The sequence below is a fragment of the Parvibium lacunae genome (genome assembly GCF_003335215.1).
Classification (GTDB): domain Bacteria; phylum Pseudomonadota; class Gammaproteobacteria; order Burkholderiales; family Burkholderiaceae_D; genus Parvibium; species Parvibium lacunae.
Genome location: NZ_QPGB01000001.1, coordinates 171,951 through 190,366, shown reverse-complemented (window position 1 = coordinate 190,366; position 18,416 = coordinate 171,951). Strand labels below are relative to the sequence as shown.

Sequence of the window (18,416 nt, the reverse complement as noted above, 5' to 3'; positions counted from 1 at the left end):
TTGCATCGCAGCAATTCAATCACTTTTAGCCGCTTTAACTAGGATTTGCCGATTTACGGGATTATTTCGGCATTCTATCCTCGGTGAAGACACTTGGAGACATTCATGGAAATCATTACCCAGCACTTACTTGGCTTCATTCTCGTTGGCGTGGTCGTAGTTGGTACTGTTACCGGTATTATTGCGGCTAAATATGGTAGCGCAGCCAAGCATTAAGCCACATAAGCCTAAGCCCTTCAGGTGGTGCGTAACTCACCCGTCATGAACTAAAGATTGCCAGTTCGCGTGGGCGTTTTTTCACGCCCTAATAACGCATTAAGAACCAACGCCATTAATACCACCCCACCCCCATAGATCGTCGCATCAGCGGGGGTTTCCCCAGCCCATAGCCAAGCCCACAGCACACCAAAAATCACTTCCAACAATGCCATTAAGGCAACCTCTGCAGGGGTGAGAATGTGCGCCGCCCACACTAAAAGCATGCAGGGAATCGCTAACTGAAAAACACCTAAAAAGCTCAACCAAAAAATGTCATGCAAACTAGCCTGTAACGGCCATGCAAAAGGCAAGGTAAAGAGGGCTGACAACAGCCCGCCTAACCCAATGGCAGGCACCATATTGGGTGCAGCGACAGTGCGATGACCATAGTTTAATAGAACAAAATTTGTTGCCGCCGCCAACGGGACCACCGAGGCTAGCAAAACACCCAAAAGGGGATTGGCATTATGCAAGGAATGGGCTCTTTCAACGCCATCGATAAACATCCAACACATCCCCGCTATCGCAATCACAATCGCTAAGAGCGTGATATTGCTGAGGCGCTGCTTGAGAAAGAGACGCGCCAAGAGTGCCGTAATTAACGGCGATAGACTACTCATGATCAGGACATTACTGACGGTAGTTTGTGTCAGCGCTAGCATGAACGAGGTAAACATAGCCGCCCACAACAGGCTACTTCCCCAGATTAGCTGCCCAAAAGAGATAGGCCGCGCAGATTCGGCACCGTTTCTGCGCCAAGCTGACCACACCAAGATTAAAAACACACATAAGGCATTCGTGCCACTGCGCCAAACGTTAACTTCAACCCCCTGAGCCGCCTCAAGGTGGCGGGTTACCACCCCTGCCATACTCCACAACAGCGTGCAGAGTAGCATGGCAAAGAGCGCTTGAAATCGTCTGGCGTCAGACATCAGTCAGGGTGATAACGAAGTCGCTCAAATTAAGCTTCTTCACGCGCTGCACGTTTGCGGTCATGCTCTTTGAGGTGACGCTTACGCAAGCGAATGCTCTTGGGTGTGACTTCCACCAATTCATCATCGGCAATAAACTCCACTGCATATTCCAGGTTGACGGGAATCGGCGGCACAAGGCGCACCGCTTCGTCGGTACCGGAAGCACGCACGTTGGTGAGCTGCTTACCTTTAATCGGGTTCACCACCAAGTCGTTATCACGGCTATGAATACCGATAATCATGCCTTCATAGACGGGATCACCGTGGCTCACAAACATGCGGCCACGATCCTGCAATTTCCATAAAGCGTAGGCCACGGCTTCGCCATCATCTTGGGAAATCAATACCCCATTGCGACGCTCACCCACGCCGCCTTCACGTACAGGCGCGTATTCGTCAAAAATGTGCGAGATCAAACCCGTACCCCGGGTCATCGACATAAAGTCAGTATGGAAGCCAATCAAGCCACGCGCAGGAATACGGTATTCCAGACGCACACGGCCTTTACCATCGGGCTGCATATCTTGCAGATCACCTTTGCGACGGCCCATTTCTTCCATCACCGCGCCTTGGTTCTCTTCCTGCACATCCAGGGTTGCCAATTCATACGGCTCTAATTTCACACCATTTTCTTCTTTAAATACCACGCGGGGGCGAGATACCGCCAGCTCGTAGCCTTCACGGCGCATATTTTCAACCAAAATGGTTAAGTGCAATTCGCCGCGGCCAGATACTTCAAAAATCGTATCATCGTCGGTATCTTTTACCCGCAGTGCCACGTTCGCTTTCAATTCACGATCTAAACGATCACGAATCTGGCGACTGGTCACAAACTTACCTTCACGACCCGCCAACGGCGAGGTATTCACCATGAAGTTCATGGTTAAGGTGGGTTCGTCGATTTTCAGCAAAGGTAAGGCATTCACATTGCTCGGATCGCAGACGGTACAGCCAATGCCCAGTTCCTCAATCCCGTTAATCAAAACGATATCGCCGGCTTGCGCTTCTTCAACCTGTACGCGCTCTAAGCCACGGAATTTCAAGACTTGGTTGATTTTGCCGTTGGTCTGCTCGCCTTCGGGGCCGAACTTCACCACCACTTGTTGGCCCGCACGAATGCGGCCACTGGTAATCCGGCCCACGCCGATTTTGCCAACGTAGCTGTTGTAGTCCAGGGATGAAATTTGGAACTGCAAAGGCTCATCGCTGCGATCTTCACGTACTGGCACATGTTTGATAATGGTCTCAAACAGCGGGGCCATCGTGCCTTCACGCACGGTGTCTTCTAAACCAGCAAAACCACTTAAACCGGACGCGTACACAATCGGAAAATCTAACTGTTCATCGGTAGCACCGAGTTTGTCGAACAAATCGAAAGTCGCATTAATCACGTAATCAGGACGTGCGCTCGGACGGTCAATTTTATTCACCACCACAATTGGTTTTAAACCAAGCGCCAGCGCTTTTTTCGTCACAAAACGGGTTTGTGGCATGGGACCTTCTACCGCATCCACCAGCAGCAATACACCATCGACCATCGACAATACACGTTCCACTTCACCACCAAAGTCCGCGTGGCCGGGGGTATCAACGATGTTGATGTGGGTGCCTTCGTATTCCACCGCACAGTTTTTGGAAAGAATCGTAATACCACGTTCTTTTTCCAGATCGTTACTATCCATCACCCGCTCAGCCACTTGCTGGTTATCGCGGAAGGTCCCCGACTGACGGAGTAACTGATCCACCAAGGTGGTTTTACCGTGGTCCACGTGGGCAATAATGGCGATGTTACGTAAAGCGCGACTCATACTCATTCCAATCTCATTTTCAATAATTTAATTCAAACTGACTAGGCGCTGCGGTTGCAAGCGCCCATTCGCATTTAATTCAGCCGTACCGAGCAATTGCGCTTGGTCATCATAAACACGGACCAAGCGCGTTTCTTCAGTGAGTTGAGCCGAGGTAAAAAGACTGGCTAATTGCCCGGCATAGTGTGACTCACTGCGCAACGCCAAGCGCTGCCCATGGCGAAAACGCTGAGCCCACTCAACCTGCAAAGCAATCTTAGGCAACCCCTGCAACAAGGTATCAAGCGGCGCAAGCACTGGCTGTTTATCCGCTAATCGTTGCGATAAGACCTCTAATGTCAACGCATCTGCAATCGTTAGTTCACCCACAGCCAGCCGGCGTAATGTCTGCAAATACCCACCACAGCCCAACGCTTGGCCAATTTCTTCACCCAGCGTCCGTATATAAGTTCCCTTACTGCAACGAACTCTTAAAGCCAACAAACCTGCAACCGCGTCGTAACGCAAACAATCCAATTGATGAATTGTTACACGTCGTGCGGCACGAACAACTTCTACGCCGTTTCGCGCATATTCATAGAGCGCTTTGCCCTGGTGCTTGAGCGCTGAATACATAGGCGGGACCTGTTCAATCTCCCCGCGAAACTGCGGCAATACCGCCTCAATTTGTGTCAAATTGGGTAAGTGGTCTGTCTGAGTTAAGACCTCCCCTTCGGCATCACCCGTCGTCGTGGTAATGCCCAACTTGACCACGGTTTCATAGGTTTTATCTGCTTCTAATAAATCCGCAGAAAACTTGGTCGCCTCACCAAAACACAATGGCAACAACCCCGTTGCGAGAGGATCCAGCGTGCCGGTATGCCCCGCTTTTTTGATCTTCAATAAAAACTTGGCTTTACCCAGCGCCTGATTTGAACTTAAACCAAGGGGTTTATCCAGTAACAACACACCATGCATGAACAGCTCAGTCCTCAACAGCTCGGTGCGCGTTAGCTTGGTCAATCAAGCGAGCCATCTCAATACCATGACCAACGGATTGATCGTGAACAAAATGGAGCTCAGGGACGGTATGAATATGCAAACGCTTAAATAAAAAATGGCGAAGATGGCCAGCCGCGGCCTGCAAACCAGCGGAAGTACCTGCAACATCAGGATTTAATGTTGTAAAGAAAACCTTCGCGTGTGCGTAATCAGGGGTTACCTCTACGCCAGTCAATGTCACCAGACTCACTCTAGGATCACGGACTTCCCGTGCAATTAATGCAGCCAAATCGCGCTGAATCTGATCAGCAACTTTAAGACTACGATTGGGCGTAGCACGTTTATGGCGAGACATGAAACAAACTGATCCTTACACAATGACGATAAATAATCGTTCTCATACAAACTAACCGACCCAAGCGGTAAAGGGCCTCTGCACGCTATCATCGTAAGCGAGCGACGACCCTATACGTCACTAATGAGGCAAAACAGGCACCAGCCAGCTCAAGCTTAGAGCGTGCGCGCCACTTCCTTGATCTCAAAGATTTCAAGCTGATCGCGCTCTGCGATATCGTTGTAATTTTTCAAAGATAAGCCGCACTCGAACCCTGATTTGACTTCTTTCACATCATCCTTGAAGCGTTTTAGGGAATCCAGTTCACCGGTCCAAATCACCACGTTATCGCGCAACAAACGCGCCATCGCGTTCCGTTTAACCTGCCCGTCGAGCACCATACAACCCGCCACTGTACCTACTTTAGGCACACGGAAGACTTGACGAATTTCAACCAAACCAAGAATTTCTTCTTTCTTCTCCGGCGTCAGCATCCCAGACATCGCCGCTTTCACTTCATCAACCGCATCGTAAATGATGTTGTAGTAGCGAATATCAATCCCGTTATTCTCTGCCGACTTACGGGCAGACTGGTCGGCACGGGTGTTAAAGCCAATAATCACAGCCTTAGAAGCAATCGCCAAGTTCACATCGGTTTCACTAATGCCACCGACAGCAGCATGCACAATTTGCACTTTGACTTCATCGGTACTCAGCTTCAACATCGCATGCGCCAATGCTTCCTGCGAACCTTGCACATCTGCCTTAATAATCAAAGGCAGAGTCTTAGCCCCTTCGGCCATGTTGTCGAACATATTTTCGAGTTTAGCCGCCTGTTGTTTCGCCAATTTGACATCGCGGAATTTACCTTGTCTGAATAACGCAATCTCACGCGCTTTACGCTCATCGGTGATCACCATCACCTCTTCACCAGCAGGCGGAACCTCTGCCAACCCTTGAATCTCAACCGGCATCGATGGCCCAACTTGCAAGACAGGCTTACCCACTTCATCCAGCATCGCACGGACCCGACCGTAGGTTGAGCCAGCCAATAACACATCGCCTTTACTCAAGGTTCCAGACTGGACCAAAATCGTTGCCACAGGACCACGCCCTTTATCGAGGCGCGACTCAATCACCAATCCTTTCGCAGGGGCCGCTACCGGTGCCGTTAATTCCAACACTTCGGCTTGCAGCAATACATGCTCTAGCAAATCATCAATCCCTTGCCCTGTTTTTGCGGACACAGGAATAAATGGCGATTCGCCACCATATTCTTCTGGCACGACTTGCTCGGCAACCAGCTCCTGCTTGACGCGATCTGGGTTGGCATCGGGTTTATCAATTTTATTCATTGCCACCACCAGCGGCACCCCAGCGGCTTTTGCATGGTGAATGGCTTCACGTGTTTGTGGCATCACACCATCATCAGCAGCTACGACCAAGATCACGATATCAGTTGCCTTCGCACCGCGCGCACGCATCGCCGTGAAGGCCTCATGACCAGGGGTATCAAGAAAAGTAATCATGCCGCGTGGCGTTTCCACATGATAAGCGCCAATATGCTGGGTAATCCCACCGGCTTCCCCCGCAGCCACTTTGGCTCGGCGAATGTAATCCAGCAAGGACGTCTTACCGTGGTCAACGTGGCCCATCACCGTGACCACAGGAGGCCGAGGCAGTTTCTCGGCATCCGAGTGCGCTTCACCTTCATCCAACAACAAGGCATCTGGGTCATCCAGTTTGGCGGCAATCGCCTTATGACCCAATTCTTCTACAACAATCATCGCGGTATCTTGATCCAGTACCTGATTGATCGTGACCATTTGCCCCATTTTCATGAGCGCCTTAATCACCTCGGCCGCTTTCACCGACATTTTGTGCGCCAAGTCGGCAACTGAGATCGTCTCGGGTATATGAACATCACGCACCACCGGTTCAGTTGGCGCCTGGAAGCTACCATCTTCATCCTGATGTTTGTGCTTATGCTTGGGTGAGGCCCGCCAGCCGGTATCCATACCGCCGGAAGCGTCACCGCGTGTTTTAATCGAGCGTTTCTTTTGTCCTTCATCTTGCCAACCGCCAGCAGGTTTTGCCAAACGCTTGGGTTTTTCATCTTTTTTATCGTCTTTTTTGACTTCTTTTTTATCGTCTTTTTTGGCTACCTCGCCTGGCTTTGGCGGGGCCTTATGCAAGGTACCCGTTTTCTGCTCGGCAGTTTCTGGTTTTGCTGGCGCGGGGGCCTTCACCACTCGGCGTGGCGCACTCATCAACTGATTAATCGCCGCGACTTCCGCCTCGACAGCCCGACGCGCGTCCTCTTGCTGGCGTGCAATACGTGCTGCTTCGGCGGCGGCTGCTTCAGCCGCCTGCTTGGCCAATGCAGCATCTTGTTTAGCAATTTCTGCGTGGGCGTCCGCACTGGCGGCTTCTTGCGCCGCCTGTTGTTCCAATGCCGCTGCTTTGCGCGCTGCTTCTGCTGCAGCCGCTTGCGCTTGCTCCAGCGCACGCGCGCGTTCTTGCTCGGCTTGGTCTTGCTTGGCTTTCAGTTCGGCTTCTTGGCGCGCAGCGAGTTCCGCTTGGCGTTGCGCTTCAATCGCGCGGGCCGCTTGTTCACGCTCATCCAAGACGGCTGGTGCCGCAGGCGCGGCTGGGGCCTCGGCTAGTTCGCCTTCCTGCGCATCACGTTGCACAAAGACTCGCTTTTTGCGAACTTCAACCTGAATTGTCCGTGCCTTACCAGTCGCATCGGCTTGTTTGATCTCACTGGTCTGTTTGCGAGTTAAGGTGATTTTTTTCTTTTCACCCTCTTGCGCACCATGGGCCTTGCGCAAGGCAGCAAGCAGCTTTGCCTTGTCTGCTTCAGTCAAGACATCTTCCGGGGACCCCTTCTCTACACCCGCCTGCTTAAGCTGATCCAGCAATGCCTCCACTGGCATCTTAAGTTCACTCGCAAACTGCGCAACATTCATACTTGCCATTCAAACCTCTTTTGCTCGATAACACGGAGAATCCGTTCTATCCTATTTGTCTGAACCAGGGGCTCCCCTGGTCAAATCGTCTTTACAGTCACTTGATACCGTTGCAGCGATTAATTAAACCAGTGGGCACGGGCTTTCATAATCAGGGCCTTAGCCGCCTCTTCCTCAACACCCGTCATCTCAACCAACTCGTCTACCGCCAATTCAGCCAAGTCATCACGGGTATGAACCCCGCCATCAGCCAGCTTCGCGACTAATTCGGTATTGATTCCCTCTAACGAGAGCAAGTCTTGAGACACTGTTTCCACTTTCTCTTCGCGGGCAATCGCTTCAGTAAGCAGCGCGTCACGGGCGCGAGTCCGCAGCTCATTGACCACGTCTTCATCGAAACCATCGATTTCAAGCATTTCGTTGATTGGCACATAGGCCACTTCTTCGAGATTGGTGAAACCCTCTTCAATCAGGATGTTGGCCACTTCTTCATCCACATCTAATTTCTGCATGAAGATGTTACGCAAACGTTCGCCTTCGCTGGCGCGGCGCTGTTCTGATTCGTCACGAGTCATGATGTTGATTTGCCAACCCGTGAGTTCTGAGGCCAGGCGAACATTCTGGCCGCTGCGTCCGATCGCGACAGCCAACTCAGCCTCATCCACCACCACATCCATCGCATGCTTTTCTTCATCAACGACGATCGACTCAACATTGGCAGGCGCAAGCGCACCAATCACAAACTGCGCGGGGTCTTCTGACCACAATACAATATCAACACGCTCACCACCCAATTCCTGCGTTACCGCTTGCACACGCGTGCCACGTACCCCAACGCAAGTGCCAATCGGATCAATTCGACGATCATGCGCGAGCACCGCAATTTTGGCGCGTACACCAGGGTCACGGGCCGCCGACTTAATCTCTAACAAGCCCTGCTCAATCTCTGGTACTTCTAAGCGGAATAACTCAATAATGAACTCAGGCGCCGTGCGGGAAAGCATCAACTGGGGGCCACGTGCCTGACGATCCACCGTCAATACGTAAGCGCGAGCACGGTCGCCCGGTCGGAAGCTTTCTTTGGGCAACATCACGTCACGCTTAAGCAAAGCCTCAACCCGACCGGCTTCAATGATCGCGTTACCACGATCTAAACGCTTCACGGTGCCGGTTAAAATTCGCTCACCGCGTTCCAAGAAATCACTGAGGATTTGCTCACGCTCAGCATCACGGATTTTTTGCAGAATCACCTGCTTGGCTGCCTGCGCGCCAATACGCCCAAATTCGATGGGTTCTAGCGGCTCTTCAATGTAATCATTGACTTCGATATCTGCAATCTGGTCACGCGCGTCCATCAACAACACTTGCGCTTCAGGCTCTTGCAAGCCTGCCTCATCTGGCACCACTAGCCAACGGCGGAATGCCTCATGCTCACCGTTATCTTGATTGATACTCACCCGGACATCCGCCCCTTCCGGGAAGCGTTTCTTCATCGCCGAGGCAATCGCACTCTCAACAGCACCGAACACGACCTCTTTGTTCACGTTCTTTTCGCGGGCTAAAGCATCGACCAGCAACAGAATTTCGCGACTCATTGCAACTCCTCAAAATTTGTAATTCGGCACCAAACGTGCCTTATCAACTTCATCTAGCGTAAAACCTAGCACCAACACATCACTCCCTTTTACATCGGGGTGCGCCAAATAATGCAGACTCAGCACCGGCGCCGAAGCCTCACCGTCCACATGCAAAATACCGCTATACTGCTTGCGCCCATTGAAAGCAACCCGGAGCTTGAGCGCGACCTCTAAACCTGCAAAGCGCTGGTAATCGGTTATCTTCTTGAGCGGTCGATCCATACCCGGCGAAGAAATCTCTAAGCGGGCGTAATCAATCCCCTCAACCTCAAATACACGGGTTAACTGGCGACTGACCAGCTCACAATCCTCAATCCGAATCAAACGCGGGGTCGATTCAGACACCCCCTGCCATGGAAAATCAATATAGATACGCAACAACCCATTGGCGGCGAACTCAACATCAACCACCTCATAACCGAGGCCGCCGACTGTTTCATCGATCAACGCGTGCATATTGCTCATGCGCTTACCTTATCTTCCATGCCAACACACTCATCCCATGCCATAACGCAATACAACACTTGCACAAGCCAGCCCCATTCAGCGCTGACAGTTAAACAAGCCTAATCAACAACCGGGAAATAAAAAAAAATGGGCTGTGTTGCAGCCCATTTTTATGTATTCTGACGCTTTTGACCTACCAGCATAAGCACACGGCTCGTTTGCTACAAAAGCGATAAATCAAATTCGAACCAGTTAAGCAATCCACCCCAATAAAGTATGTTGAGACAGCCACTTAACCTGACGACTTTGCTAAGCCTTAAGATTTTAAGGGTTTTTTACTTTGAAAAGCAAGTACTTTGCGCATTTTCTTGGATTTACTGCACCAATTTCACCCAAACCACCCCAAAAACTGCAGCAAGCGCTAAGCATGACCATCGTTGCCAATCGACGCCACTGTAAGGCCTCTGTCAGCGCAAAGCGCGACGCTGACAACTATGGCAAACAACAGCGAAGAAAGGTTTACCCATGGCCAAGATCCTGATCCCCGTCGTGATTGTCGTCGCACTCGCGATGTATCTCCTCATGAATGCCGGTGGCGATATCAGCATGAGCGGAGAAACCCATGACGTCTCTGGCGGTCATCCACCGGCTGAACAAACTCAGCAGAAATAGGGTTAATTCGTCGTTGGCAGATCAAGGGCCGCCAAAATCGGCTCAATCACCGCCGCCCCCAGTGCCTGACTACGGGCACCATTCCAACCCACCAGCGGATCGGGCCGATTAGCGTTGTCTTTAAACGGCATTTCCAAGGTCATGGCCAAACAGCCATGGGTATGACCAACGTACTTGGAAGCCAAGCTCAGGTTGGTTTTGGTGTCCGCGCCGGTTGGATAGCCCTGCTCGGTTTGGAAATCCGGGCTGGCGTTTAAAAAAGTCTCAAAAAACCGGGCTTGCGCCGCCCGCTGCGCTTCGCTGAAGCTCGGCAGACTATCCCCGCCCTCAATAAACACGTAAGGCAGCCCTTCATCACCATGCACATCTAAAAACAAATCGACGCCAGTTTGCGCAATGGCTTCGCGCACGCACAGCACTTCCGGGCTGCGTTGCAGGCTGGGTGCTAACCATTCCCGATTCAAGTTAGCTCCCGCCGCATTGGTGCGCAAATTACCTAAATACGCGCCATCGGGGTTCATATTGGGCACAACGTACCAGACACATTGAGCCAGCGCGGTAGAAGTAGCGCTCTCCACGTCCAACAAACGCTGCAATAAGCCCTCAACAAACCACTCCGCCATGGTTTCGCCGGGGTGCTGACGCGCAATCACCCATACTTTTTTCTTGCTGGGGTTGGCCTCGCCTATCTGTAACAGGCTGATGGGCCGCCCTTGCACACTCAAGCCCAAGTCGTGCAGTTGTACTTGCGGCTGCGCTTGCGCCCAGCCCAGAAGCTGCATATGTCGTTCCCAGCTATACGGCTCGAAATACGCAAAGTAAGTCGTCGCTTGCGCGGGCATGTAGTCTATAACCAACTGCCCATCCACATAGCGCGTCGGTACGCGGAACCAATGCACCCGATCATGGCTAGCCACCGCTTGGTAACCGGGCCAACCACTCGGATACGCGGCCTCCGCCGCATTCTCGAGCGTGATGTGCAGCGGCGCGCAGGCGGGCTGCCAGACGCGAAAGTAAAACCATTGCTTGAACTCGGCTGGCCCCTCTACACCCTGATCCGGTCGCAGTGCCAAACGAATCGCTTGCGGCTGGTCTGCGGCTAGAACGGTAATCGCACCACCATCGAACTGCGCATTAATCGTTAATCGCTGCTGAGTCACGGTTAACTCTCTTGACGTCTAAAGACCCAACTAGCGTCAGAAGAGACATCGGGTGCAAAGGCATACCCCTCAAGATCAAAGCCTTTGAGCTGCGCCGGATCAGTCAGGCCATTCAGCGCGGCGTAGCGCACCATCAGGCCCCGCGCCCGCTTAGCGTAGAAGCTGATGATTTTGTACTGGCCGTTTTTCCAGTCTTCAAACACGGGGGTAATGACTAGGGCATTCAATCCTATGCCCTGCTTGGGCTGCATCACTTTGAAATACTCTTCTGAGGCTAAATTGATAATCGGCGTTTGTTTTTTATTCTCGGCATTCAGCGCTTGGGTCAAGACATCCCCCCAAAAAGCATACAAATCTTTCCCCCGCACATTGGCCAGCTTGGTGCCCATTTCCAGGCGATACGCTTGCATTAAGTCCAAGGGCCGCAAATAACCATACAAGCCAGACAAAATCCGTAAATGTTTTTGCAGATACTGAAGTTGTTTCTGGTTGAGGGTGGGGGCCGCCAAGCCTTCATACACATCACCGGCAAACGCCAGCACCGCTTGCTTGGCGTTTTGTTCGGTGAATGGCGGTTGCCATTCGGCAAAGCGCGCCACATTCAGGGCGGCAATGCTATCGCTCACGCTCATCAGTTTCGCCACCGCTTGCGGGCTGAGGCCACGCAGTTGCGTGATAAGTTCAGCGCTGTGCGCCAAGAAACTAGGCTCACTGAAAGTCTTAGTCGTAGACGGCGTGGCAAAATCTAATGTTTTCGCGGGTGAGAGTAAAAAAATCATGATCATTCAATCTGAGCAATCTCAAACAGCGCATTGTACCGAGATCATGCCGCCGTGTTCAACGCAGGTTGAAAAATGGGTCCTAGATACCAACATCATTTTGGATTGGCTGCATTTTCATGACCGGCGTACCCACGGGCTCGCCAACGCCGTGGCGGCTCAACAAGTCACGCTCTATGCCAGCCCGGCCACCCTGCATGAGCTGCAACGGGTACTGAACTACCCGCAATTCAAGCTCACGCCCGAGGCACAGACCGCGCTCTATCAACGGTATGTCAGCGCCGTCCAAGTGCTCGACCACCCGTCTGCCGCACCAGGCACCCTGCCCCGTTGCCGCGACAAAGAAGATCAAAAATTCCTCGAACTCGCCCAAGCTTGTGCCGCCCAGCGGCTGATCAGCAAAGACAAACGCCTGCTCGAACTCAACCGGGCCAATACCCGGCGACGGTTTAACCTCAGCTTTACCATTTCAAACCTAGGGTAAATCCCGCTTAGTGATTTAGACTTTTACGGCATAATCCTCGCTATGAATATACCGATACTCACCAGCAAACTCCCCCAAGTCGGCACCACCATATTTACGGTGATGTCAGCGTTGGCGCAGCAGCATGGCGCGGTTAATTTAGGGCAAGGTTTCCCTGATTTTGATTGCGATCCCGCGCTGCTGGATGCCGTCAACGCGGCCATGCGGGCCGGGCATAACCAATACCCACCGATGGCCGGGATTGCGCCGCTGCGTGAAGCCATCAGCCAAAAAATGGCGGCTTTATACGGCCAAGCATACGATCCCGCCGATGAAATCACCATCACCGCGGGCGGCACGCAGGGTTTACTCACGGCCATTCTCTGCTGCATTCAGCGTGATGATGAGGTAATTGTCCTCGAACCCGCTTACGACAGCTATGTACCCGCCATTCAACTGGCCGGCGGCGTTCCGGTAGGCGTGGCGATGACGGCAGACTATCGTATCGACTGGCCGGCCGTGCGCGCAGCGATTACGCCACGCACCCGCGCCCTGATTCTCAACACCCCGCACAATCCCAGCGGGCGTGTAGCCAGTGCCGAGGACCTACAAACCCTGAGCGCACTAGCCGAACAACATAATCTACTCATCATCAGCGATGAGGTGTATGAGCACATGGTCTTCGATGGCCAGCCCCAACACAGCGTTGCCGCCTATTCGGCGCTGGCGGCGCGTAGCTTTGTGGTGTCGTCGTTTGGTAAAACCTTTCATGTCACCGGCTGGAAAATTGGCTACGTGGCCGCCCCACGCGCTCTGATGAACGAATTTCGTAAAGTCCATCAATTCAACGTCTTTACCGTCAACACCCCGGTACAATACGGCATTACCCAATACCTGCAAGACCCGCGCCCCTGGCAAGATTTATCGGCGTTTTACCAAGCCAAGCGTGATTTGTTCCGGCAAGGGCTCGCACAAACGGGTTTACGCTTGTTGCCCTGTGAAGGCACCTATTTCCAGACCGTGGATTACAGCGCGTTGTCAGACCTGCCGGAAGTCGAGTTTGCGCGTTGGCTCACCACCGAAATTGGCGTGGCTGCGATCCCGCTTTCCGTGTTTTATCAACAAACACTGGAACGCCAGCATGTCCGCTTTTGCTTCGCTAAAAAGGAAAGCACCTTGCAGCAAGCACTCGAAAAATTGCAGCAATTAGGAAAATGAAATGAACGCAGTCACCCCCATCCAATTCCATAAGCCCCAAACTGCGCCCACGAAAGTAGCGCGTTGGTCACGTGAACAAATTCTAGAATTGTTCAGCCTCCCATTTGCCGATTTAATGTTCCGCGCCCAGCAAGTGCATCGCGAACACTTCAATGCGAATGAAGTCCAGCGCTCGACGCTGCTCTCCATCAAAACCGGTGGCTGCGAAGAAAACTGTGGCTACTGTCCGCAATCTGCCCACTTCGATACCGAAGTTGAAGCCACCAAAGTGATGGCACTGGATGAAGTGGTGGATGCCGCCAAACAAGCCAAAGCCGCTGGTGCTTCGCGTTTTTGCATGGGTGCTGCTTGGCGCGGCCCGAATGATCGTGATCTGGAAAAAGTATTGCCCATGATTCGCGCCGTGCGCGATCTCGGCATGCAAACCTGCGGTACCTTTGGCCTCCTCAAAGAAGGCCAAGCCGAGCAGCTCAAAGAAGCCGGGCTGGATTACTACAACCATAATATCGACACCGCACCGGAATACTACGGCGAAGTCATTAGCACCCGTAACTTTAGCGACCGTATCGACACCCTTAATAAAGTCCGCGAAGCCGGGCTAAATGTATGTTGCGGTGGCATTGTCGGCATGGGTGAAAGCCGCGACCAGCGCGCAGGCCTGCTCGAAGAGCTCGCCAACATGCCCACCCCACCCGAATCTGTGCCCATCAACTATCTCGTGCAAGTAGAAGGCACGCCCTTGGCGGGCACCGACCGGCTTGATCCCTTTGAATTTATTCGCACCATTGCTGCCGCCCGTATCACCATGCCTACCAGCTACGTACGCCTCTCCGCAGGCCGCGAAGCCATGAGCGATGAAATGCAAGCCCTGTGTTTCCTGGCGGGGGCCAACTCCATTTTCTACGGCGACCGCTTGCTCACCACCAGCAATCCAGAAGCCGATAAAGATGCGACGCTATTTAGCAAGCTAGGGATTCGGAGCGTTTAAGCTTGGTAATGAGTCCCAGCCATTTCCTTGTGCTCAATAGCACGCTCACCCTAGCGGTGAGTTTGTTTGCGGGCATTCCTTATGGCAAAGCGATTAACCAGCAAGCCAGTGCCGCAAAGATTCATGGTTGGCGCGTGGCGCATAGCTCACTCGCGCTCGGTGCCGCAATGGGATACGCGATTGCCGCGGTACTCGCCACCGTCTTTGCGGACATTGCGTATCTCACCCTAAATTTACTGATCGCCTGGGCCGTCACCCTGTGTAACTACGCTTTCTGCTTCTCGCTCACGCTCGGTGCAGCCCATGAAGAGCGCGGCTTAAGCAAACGAGGCAGCCCAATCGGCAAACTGGTCTATGCCGGCAATATGCTCGGCGTAGTGACCTCACTGACTTTCATGGGCTTACTGCTGTACGCCAGCTTAATTGGACCACTGTAAGTCATGCAGGTCTGGCTCGACTTTCCTTGTACCGAGAGAGATACGAGCGGTGCACCACGCATACGCCAACGATTTGCCCAACCCACACGCCTACTCATTGCACATCACTTAGCGGAAGTCAGTACTGTACTTGCCGCCGTAGAGACCGCTGCCCATGCCGGACAATGGTGTGTCGGTTATGTGGCCTACGAAGCCGCTGCGGCCTTTGACCCGGTCTTACAAACCCACGAAGCGCATGCGGCTGGATCACTCCCTTTGGCCTGGTTTGCGGTATTTGATGAGGCCACGGATTGGCCCAATCAATCGGCTTCATCAACCACACCAGCCACTTACAAAACCAACGTGTGGCAAGACCAAACCAGCCCGGCGACTTTTGCGGAACACTTCGCCGAGATCAAAGCCGCCATCGCGCGGGGCGATACTTACCAAATCAACTACACCACTCGCCTGAAAAGCACCTTTGCGGGCGATGCCCTCGCCTATTTTCAAGCACTACATCGCGGGCAACCCAATGGCTACAGCCTGTTCATTGATACGCCTGATTGGCAGATTTGTTCCGTCTCGCCCGAATTGTTTTTTGACTGGGACGGCTATACCCTGACCACCCAGCCCATGAAAGGCACCGCCGCACGCGGCAACGATGCCACGAGCGATGCCACCCAAGCCGCCCGCCTGCGCCAGAGCAGTAAAGAACAAGCAGAAAATTTGATGATTGTCGATTTACTGCGTAACGACCTCGGCCGTATTGCGCAAACGGGTAGCGTGCAAGTGCCGCAGCTCTTTGAACTGCAAGCCCTGCCCACCGTCTGGCAAATGACTTCCACCATCACCGCGCATACCCGGCCCAACACCAGCTTGGTCGATATTTTCCGGGCGCTCTTTCCTTGTGGCTCTGTCACCGGTGCGCCCAAGGTAAAAGCAATGGAACTGATTCGCACCCTTGAAAGCAGCCCACGCGGGGCCTACTGTGGCGCGCTGGGGGTGGTGCGGCCCCATGCTAACGGTAAGGGCAAGGGCATCCAGGCTACCTTTAATGTCGGGATTCGCACTGTGGTGATCCGGCAAGGGGATGCCGAATGCGGCATTGGCAGCGGTATTACCTGGGATGCCGATTGCACTGCCGAGCAGCGCGAGTTCCGGGCCAAGCAACGCTTTTTAGGCCGCGCGGCCCAACCCTTTGCACTGCTCGAAACACTCAAGCTTGAAAACGGCACGATCTGGCTACTCAGTGAACACCTGCAACGCCTGCAACACAGTGCCGCGCATTTTGCTTATGTGTTTGATCTGGCCCAAGTAGAAACCACGCTCACTGACGTCATTGAACGCCACCCACAAGGTGCCTGGCGAGTGCGGCTGCTGTTAGAAGCCAATGGCCAGAGCCACGCTGAAGCCTTTGCCCTGGAACCCAACCCGGCTAGCATCCGCGTGCAGCTCGCCCACACCGCGATTGAAAGCGATCACGAATTCCTGCGCCACAAAACCACCCAGCGCGAGGTCTATGCGCCCTTCCAACCCACCACACCAGCGTACTTCGATACGCTATTGTGGAACGAACGCGGCGAACTCACGGAATTCACCAAGGGTAATCTGGTGCTGGAAATCAATGGCAAAGCCTACACCCCGCCAGTCAGCAGTGGTTTGCTACCCGGCTGCTTGCGCCAACAACTGCTGCAACAAGGAAAGTTACAAGAGCGGGTGCTCTACCAAGACGATCTGCGCCGCGCTGAAAAAGTGTGGTTTATCAATAGCGTGCGAGGCTGGTTGGCGGTTCAAACGTCACTTGAAGGCGCCTAACGCTGGCTCTTTCACAGACATGTCATATTGATTTCATATACTTCGCTGAACAAAAATATGAGGGGGTTCAGCGTGTATCACTTTTTTCATCAATCCAAATTCTCCGCTTTGCTCGGGCTGGCATTTTTACTGGTGGGGGTAGTCCCCAGGGTATCTGCCCAATCTATTGCTGGCGCTGGTTCTACCGCAGCCGCCCCCATCTACAAAGTGTGGGGAGAGCATTATCAACAGGCTTTAGGCAAAACCCTGCAATATGATGCTGTTGGTTCGGGTGAAGGCACCAAACGCATTAAGGCTCGCAGCGTAGATTTTGGCGCAACCGATATCGCCATGTCACCCGCTGAAGCTCAACAGCATGGGCTGATTGTGGTGCCAACAGTCGTAACCGGCGTAGCCCCCATCATTAACTTGGCGAACCTTGCGCCGGGCCAGTTACGCTTAACAGGTGACCTTCTCGCCAAAATTTTTCTCGGCGAGATCACACAGTGGCAAGACCCCGCGATCAAGCGACTAAACCCCATAGTGAAACTACCAGCACAGCCGATCAAAGTTGTGGTGCGGGCAGATGGCTCTGGCACCACCTACCACTTTACCGATTACCTGGGCAAAGTGAACGAAACCTGGAAAACCACCAAAGGCGTCAAAAATAAATATGACTGGCCCCCTGAATTTATCGCCGTGAAGGGCAGCAGCGAAGTCGCGAAAACGGTCGCCAGTACGCCGGGCAGCATTGGCTATGTCGATTTCAATTACGTGCAAGAAAATAAGTTGAACTATGCCCAGCTACAAAACCTGAATGGCAAGTTTGTTGAGCCAAGCCTAGAAAATTTTCGGGAAGCGGTGGCCAATAGCGAATGGATTAGCCGAGGCAATTTTGTCGCGAGCCTAACGAACCTCAAGGGTTTGAAAAGCTGGCCCATCACCATGGGTACATTTATCGCCCTGCCACGCCAAGACCAAACCGGAAAAGCATTGGAAGTTTTACGGTTTATTACCTGGGGCTACCTACACGGCGACACGCTGGCAAAACAAGCCAAGTTTGTTGCTTTACCTGATCTGGTCCAAGCCCGTGCCTATGCCGAGCTCGCGAAACTCGTGGATCGCCAAGGACAGTTGATTGGCTTGCAAGTCATCGCCAATCCTGAAACGCGTGGTCTCAAGCTTAGTCAGGTGGGAGGTATTCCAACAAGTCGCAGTAACTAGAAATATACGGTCGCAGCTAAATTGCTTGAATAGAAAAAATATTAAAGAGGTCTGCGAAATAAATTGAACCTGGTCCACCTGATTTGAGATCAAGTTATAAGATTCTATTGTTCGCATGATGAGGCTATAGTTTTTCCTGACTCCCCAACGTAGATCTGTTCATCACCGCAATTTGAGCTGATCTGAAGCATAAAGGCAAGCCAGAAGCCAATAATGATAAGAACCGTAGCAGTGATAATTCTAGCGGCATAATTCAAGTTAATATTTAAGAGAGCGTAGACACCCAAGCCA

The 18,416-nt window shown here is 52.7% G+C and carries 16 protein-coding genes; 7 read left to right on the top strand and 9 right to left on the bottom strand.

Annotation, left to right across the window (positions count from 1 at the left end):
• Nucleotides 1-266: 266 nt before the first annotated feature.
• The 7 genes from DU000_RS00865 to rimP form a co-directional block, all read right to left on the bottom strand.
• Nucleotides 267-1,190 carry a DMT family transporter gene (locus tag DU000_RS00865; RefSeq protein WP_205073991.1) on the bottom strand — a complete coding sequence of 308 codons (924 nt, stop codon included), beginning with the start codon at nt 1,188-1,190 and terminating at the stop codon, nt 267-269.
• 29 nt (nt 1,191-1,219) lie between these two features.
• The gene (gene typA, locus DU000_RS00860) at nt 1,220-3,040 is read right to left on the bottom strand and encodes a translational GTPase TypA (RefSeq protein WP_114401474.1); all 1,821 of its coding nucleotides are present in this window, start codon (nt 3,038-3,040) and stop codon (nt 1,220-1,222) included.
• Nucleotides 3,041-3,067: 27 nt separating this feature from the next.
• Nucleotides 3,068-3,997 carry a tRNA pseudouridine(55) synthase TruB gene (truB, locus tag DU000_RS00855; protein WP_114401473.1) on the bottom strand — a complete coding sequence of 310 codons (930 nt, stop codon included), beginning with the start codon at nt 3,995-3,997 and terminating at the stop codon, nt 3,068-3,070.
• A 7-nt stretch (nt 3,998-4,004) separates the two neighbouring features.
• Nucleotides 4,005-4,376: a 30S ribosome-binding factor RbfA gene (gene rbfA, locus DU000_RS00850; RefSeq protein WP_114401472.1), complete on the bottom strand. Its 372-nt coding sequence runs from the start codon at nt 4,374-4,376 to the stop codon at nt 4,005-4,007.
• A gap of 155 nt (nt 4,377-4,531) precedes the next feature.
• Nucleotides 4,532-7,336: a translation initiation factor IF-2 gene (gene infB, locus DU000_RS00845; protein ID WP_114401471.1), complete on the bottom strand. Its 2,805-nt coding sequence runs from the start codon at nt 7,334-7,336 to the stop codon at nt 4,532-4,534.
• 110 nt (nt 7,337-7,446) lie between these two features.
• Nucleotides 7,447-8,922 (bottom strand): transcription termination factor NusA, encoded by a 1,476-nt coding sequence (nusA, locus tag DU000_RS00840; protein ID WP_114401470.1) that lies wholly within the window; start codon nt 8,920-8,922, stop codon nt 7,447-7,449.
• A gap of 9 nt (nt 8,923-8,931) precedes the next feature.
• Nucleotides 8,932-9,420 (bottom strand): ribosome maturation factor RimP, encoded by a 489-nt coding sequence (gene rimP, locus DU000_RS00835; protein WP_114402039.1) that lies wholly within the window; start codon nt 9,418-9,420, stop codon nt 8,932-8,934.
• A 516-nt stretch (nt 9,421-9,936) separates the two neighbouring features.
• On the opposite strand from rimP, the gene DU000_RS12800 reads away from it, so the two are divergent.
• Nucleotides 9,937-10,083, top strand: a complete 147-nt coding sequence (locus DU000_RS12800; protein ID WP_192878408.1) for a hypothetical protein — start codon at nt 9,937-9,939, stop codon at nt 10,081-10,083.
• 2 nt (nt 10,084-10,085) lie between these two features.
• Here the strand turns inward: DU000_RS12800 and DU000_RS00830 are convergent, their stop codons facing one another.
• Nucleotides 10,086-11,243 (bottom strand): M14 family metallopeptidase, encoded by a 1,158-nt coding sequence (locus tag DU000_RS00830; protein ID WP_114401469.1) that lies wholly within the window; start codon nt 11,241-11,243, stop codon nt 10,086-10,088.
• A 2-nt stretch (nt 11,244-11,245) separates the two neighbouring features.
• Nucleotides 11,246-12,022, bottom strand: a complete 777-nt coding sequence (yaaA, locus tag DU000_RS00825; protein ID WP_114401468.1) for a peroxide stress protein YaaA — start codon at nt 12,020-12,022, stop codon at nt 11,246-11,248.
• On the opposite strand from yaaA, the gene DU000_RS00820 reads away from it, so the two are divergent.
• From DU000_RS00820 to pstS, 6 genes are read left to right on the top strand one after another with little or no spacing between them, the layout of a single operon-like run.
• Entirely contained in the window at nt 12,021-12,506 is a 486-nt protein-coding gene (locus tag DU000_RS00820) for a putative toxin-antitoxin system toxin component, PIN family (protein ID WP_114401467.1), read from the top strand. The two genes, yaaA and DU000_RS00820, sit on opposite strands and share 2 nt — an antisense overlap.
• 42 nt (nt 12,507-12,548) lie before the next feature.
• Nucleotides 12,549-13,703, top strand: a complete 1,155-nt coding sequence (locus DU000_RS00815) for a pyridoxal phosphate-dependent aminotransferase (protein WP_114401466.1) — start codon at nt 12,549-12,551, stop codon at nt 13,701-13,703.
• Nucleotide 13,704: 1 nt separating this feature from the next.
• A complete protein-coding gene (gene bioB, locus DU000_RS00810) occupies nt 13,705-14,691 on the top strand; it encodes a biotin synthase BioB (RefSeq protein ID WP_114401465.1) in 987 nt (328 codons plus the stop codon).
• Nucleotides 14,692-14,699: 8 nt separating this feature from the next.
• Nucleotides 14,700-15,128, top strand: coding sequence for a styrene oxide isomerase (locus DU000_RS00805; RefSeq protein WP_114401464.1), 429 nt, complete (start codon nt 14,700-14,702; stop codon nt 15,126-15,128).
• 3 nt (nt 15,129-15,131) lie between these two features.
• Nucleotides 15,132-16,922, top strand: coding sequence for an aminodeoxychorismate synthase component I (gene pabB / locus DU000_RS00800; RefSeq protein WP_114401463.1), 1,791 nt, complete (start codon nt 15,132-15,134; stop codon nt 16,920-16,922).
• Between the two features lie 57 nt (nt 16,923-16,979).
• Complete coding sequence (gene pstS, locus DU000_RS00795; RefSeq protein ID WP_114401462.1) at nt 16,980-18,125, top strand: phosphate ABC transporter substrate-binding protein PstS; 1,146 nt, start codon at nt 16,980-16,982, stop codon at nt 18,123-18,125.
• The last annotated feature ends 291 nt before the right edge of the window (nt 18,126-18,416 follow it).

Excerpts from the sequence above, each read along its gene's own strand:
- DU000_RS00865 (WP_205073991.1), bottom strand. The coding sequence starts at position 1,190 with ATGTCTGACGCCAGACGATTTCAAGCGCTCTTTGCCATGCTACTCTGC.
- typA (WP_114401474.1), bottom strand. The coding sequence starts at position 3,040 with ATGAGTCGCGCTTTACGTAACATCGCCATTATTGCCCACGTGGACCAC.
- truB (WP_114401473.1), bottom strand. The coding sequence starts at position 3,997 with ATGCATGGTGTGTTGTTACTGGATAAACCCCTTGGTTTAAGTTCAAAT.
- rbfA (WP_114401472.1), bottom strand. The coding sequence starts at position 4,376 with ATGTCTCGCCATAAACGTGCTACGCCCAATCGTAGTCTTAAAGTTGCT.
- infB (WP_114401471.1), bottom strand. The coding sequence starts at position 7,336 with ATGGCAAGTATGAATGTTGCGCAGTTTGCGAGTGAACTTAAGATGCCA.
- nusA (WP_114401470.1), bottom strand. The coding sequence starts at position 8,922 with ATGAGTCGCGAAATTCTGTTGCTGGTCGATGCTTTAGCCCGCGAAAAG.
- rimP (WP_114402039.1), bottom strand. The coding sequence starts at position 9,420 with ATGCACGCGTTGATCGATGAAACAGTCGGCGGCCTCGGTTATGAGGTG.
- DU000_RS12800 (WP_192878408.1), top strand. The coding sequence starts at position 9,937 with ATGGCCAAGATCCTGATCCCCGTCGTGATTGTCGTCGCACTCGCGATG.
- DU000_RS00820 (WP_114401467.1), top strand. The coding sequence starts at position 12,021 with ATGATCATTCAATCTGAGCAATCTCAAACAGCGCATTGTACCGAGATC.
- yaaA (WP_114401468.1), bottom strand. The coding sequence starts at position 12,022 with ATGATTTTTTTACTCTCACCCGCGAAAACATTAGATTTTGCCACGCCG.
- DU000_RS00815 (WP_114401466.1), top strand. The coding sequence starts at position 12,549 with ATGAATATACCGATACTCACCAGCAAACTCCCCCAAGTCGGCACCACC.
- bioB (WP_114401465.1), top strand. The coding sequence starts at position 13,705 with ATGAACGCAGTCACCCCCATCCAATTCCATAAGCCCCAAACTGCGCCC.
- DU000_RS00805 (WP_114401464.1), top strand. The coding sequence starts at position 14,700 with ATGAGTCCCAGCCATTTCCTTGTGCTCAATAGCACGCTCACCCTAGCG.
- pabB (WP_114401463.1), top strand. The coding sequence starts at position 15,132 with ATGCAGGTCTGGCTCGACTTTCCTTGTACCGAGAGAGATACGAGCGGT.
- pstS (WP_114401462.1), top strand. The coding sequence starts at position 16,980 with ATGAGGGGGTTCAGCGTGTATCACTTTTTTCATCAATCCAAATTCTCC.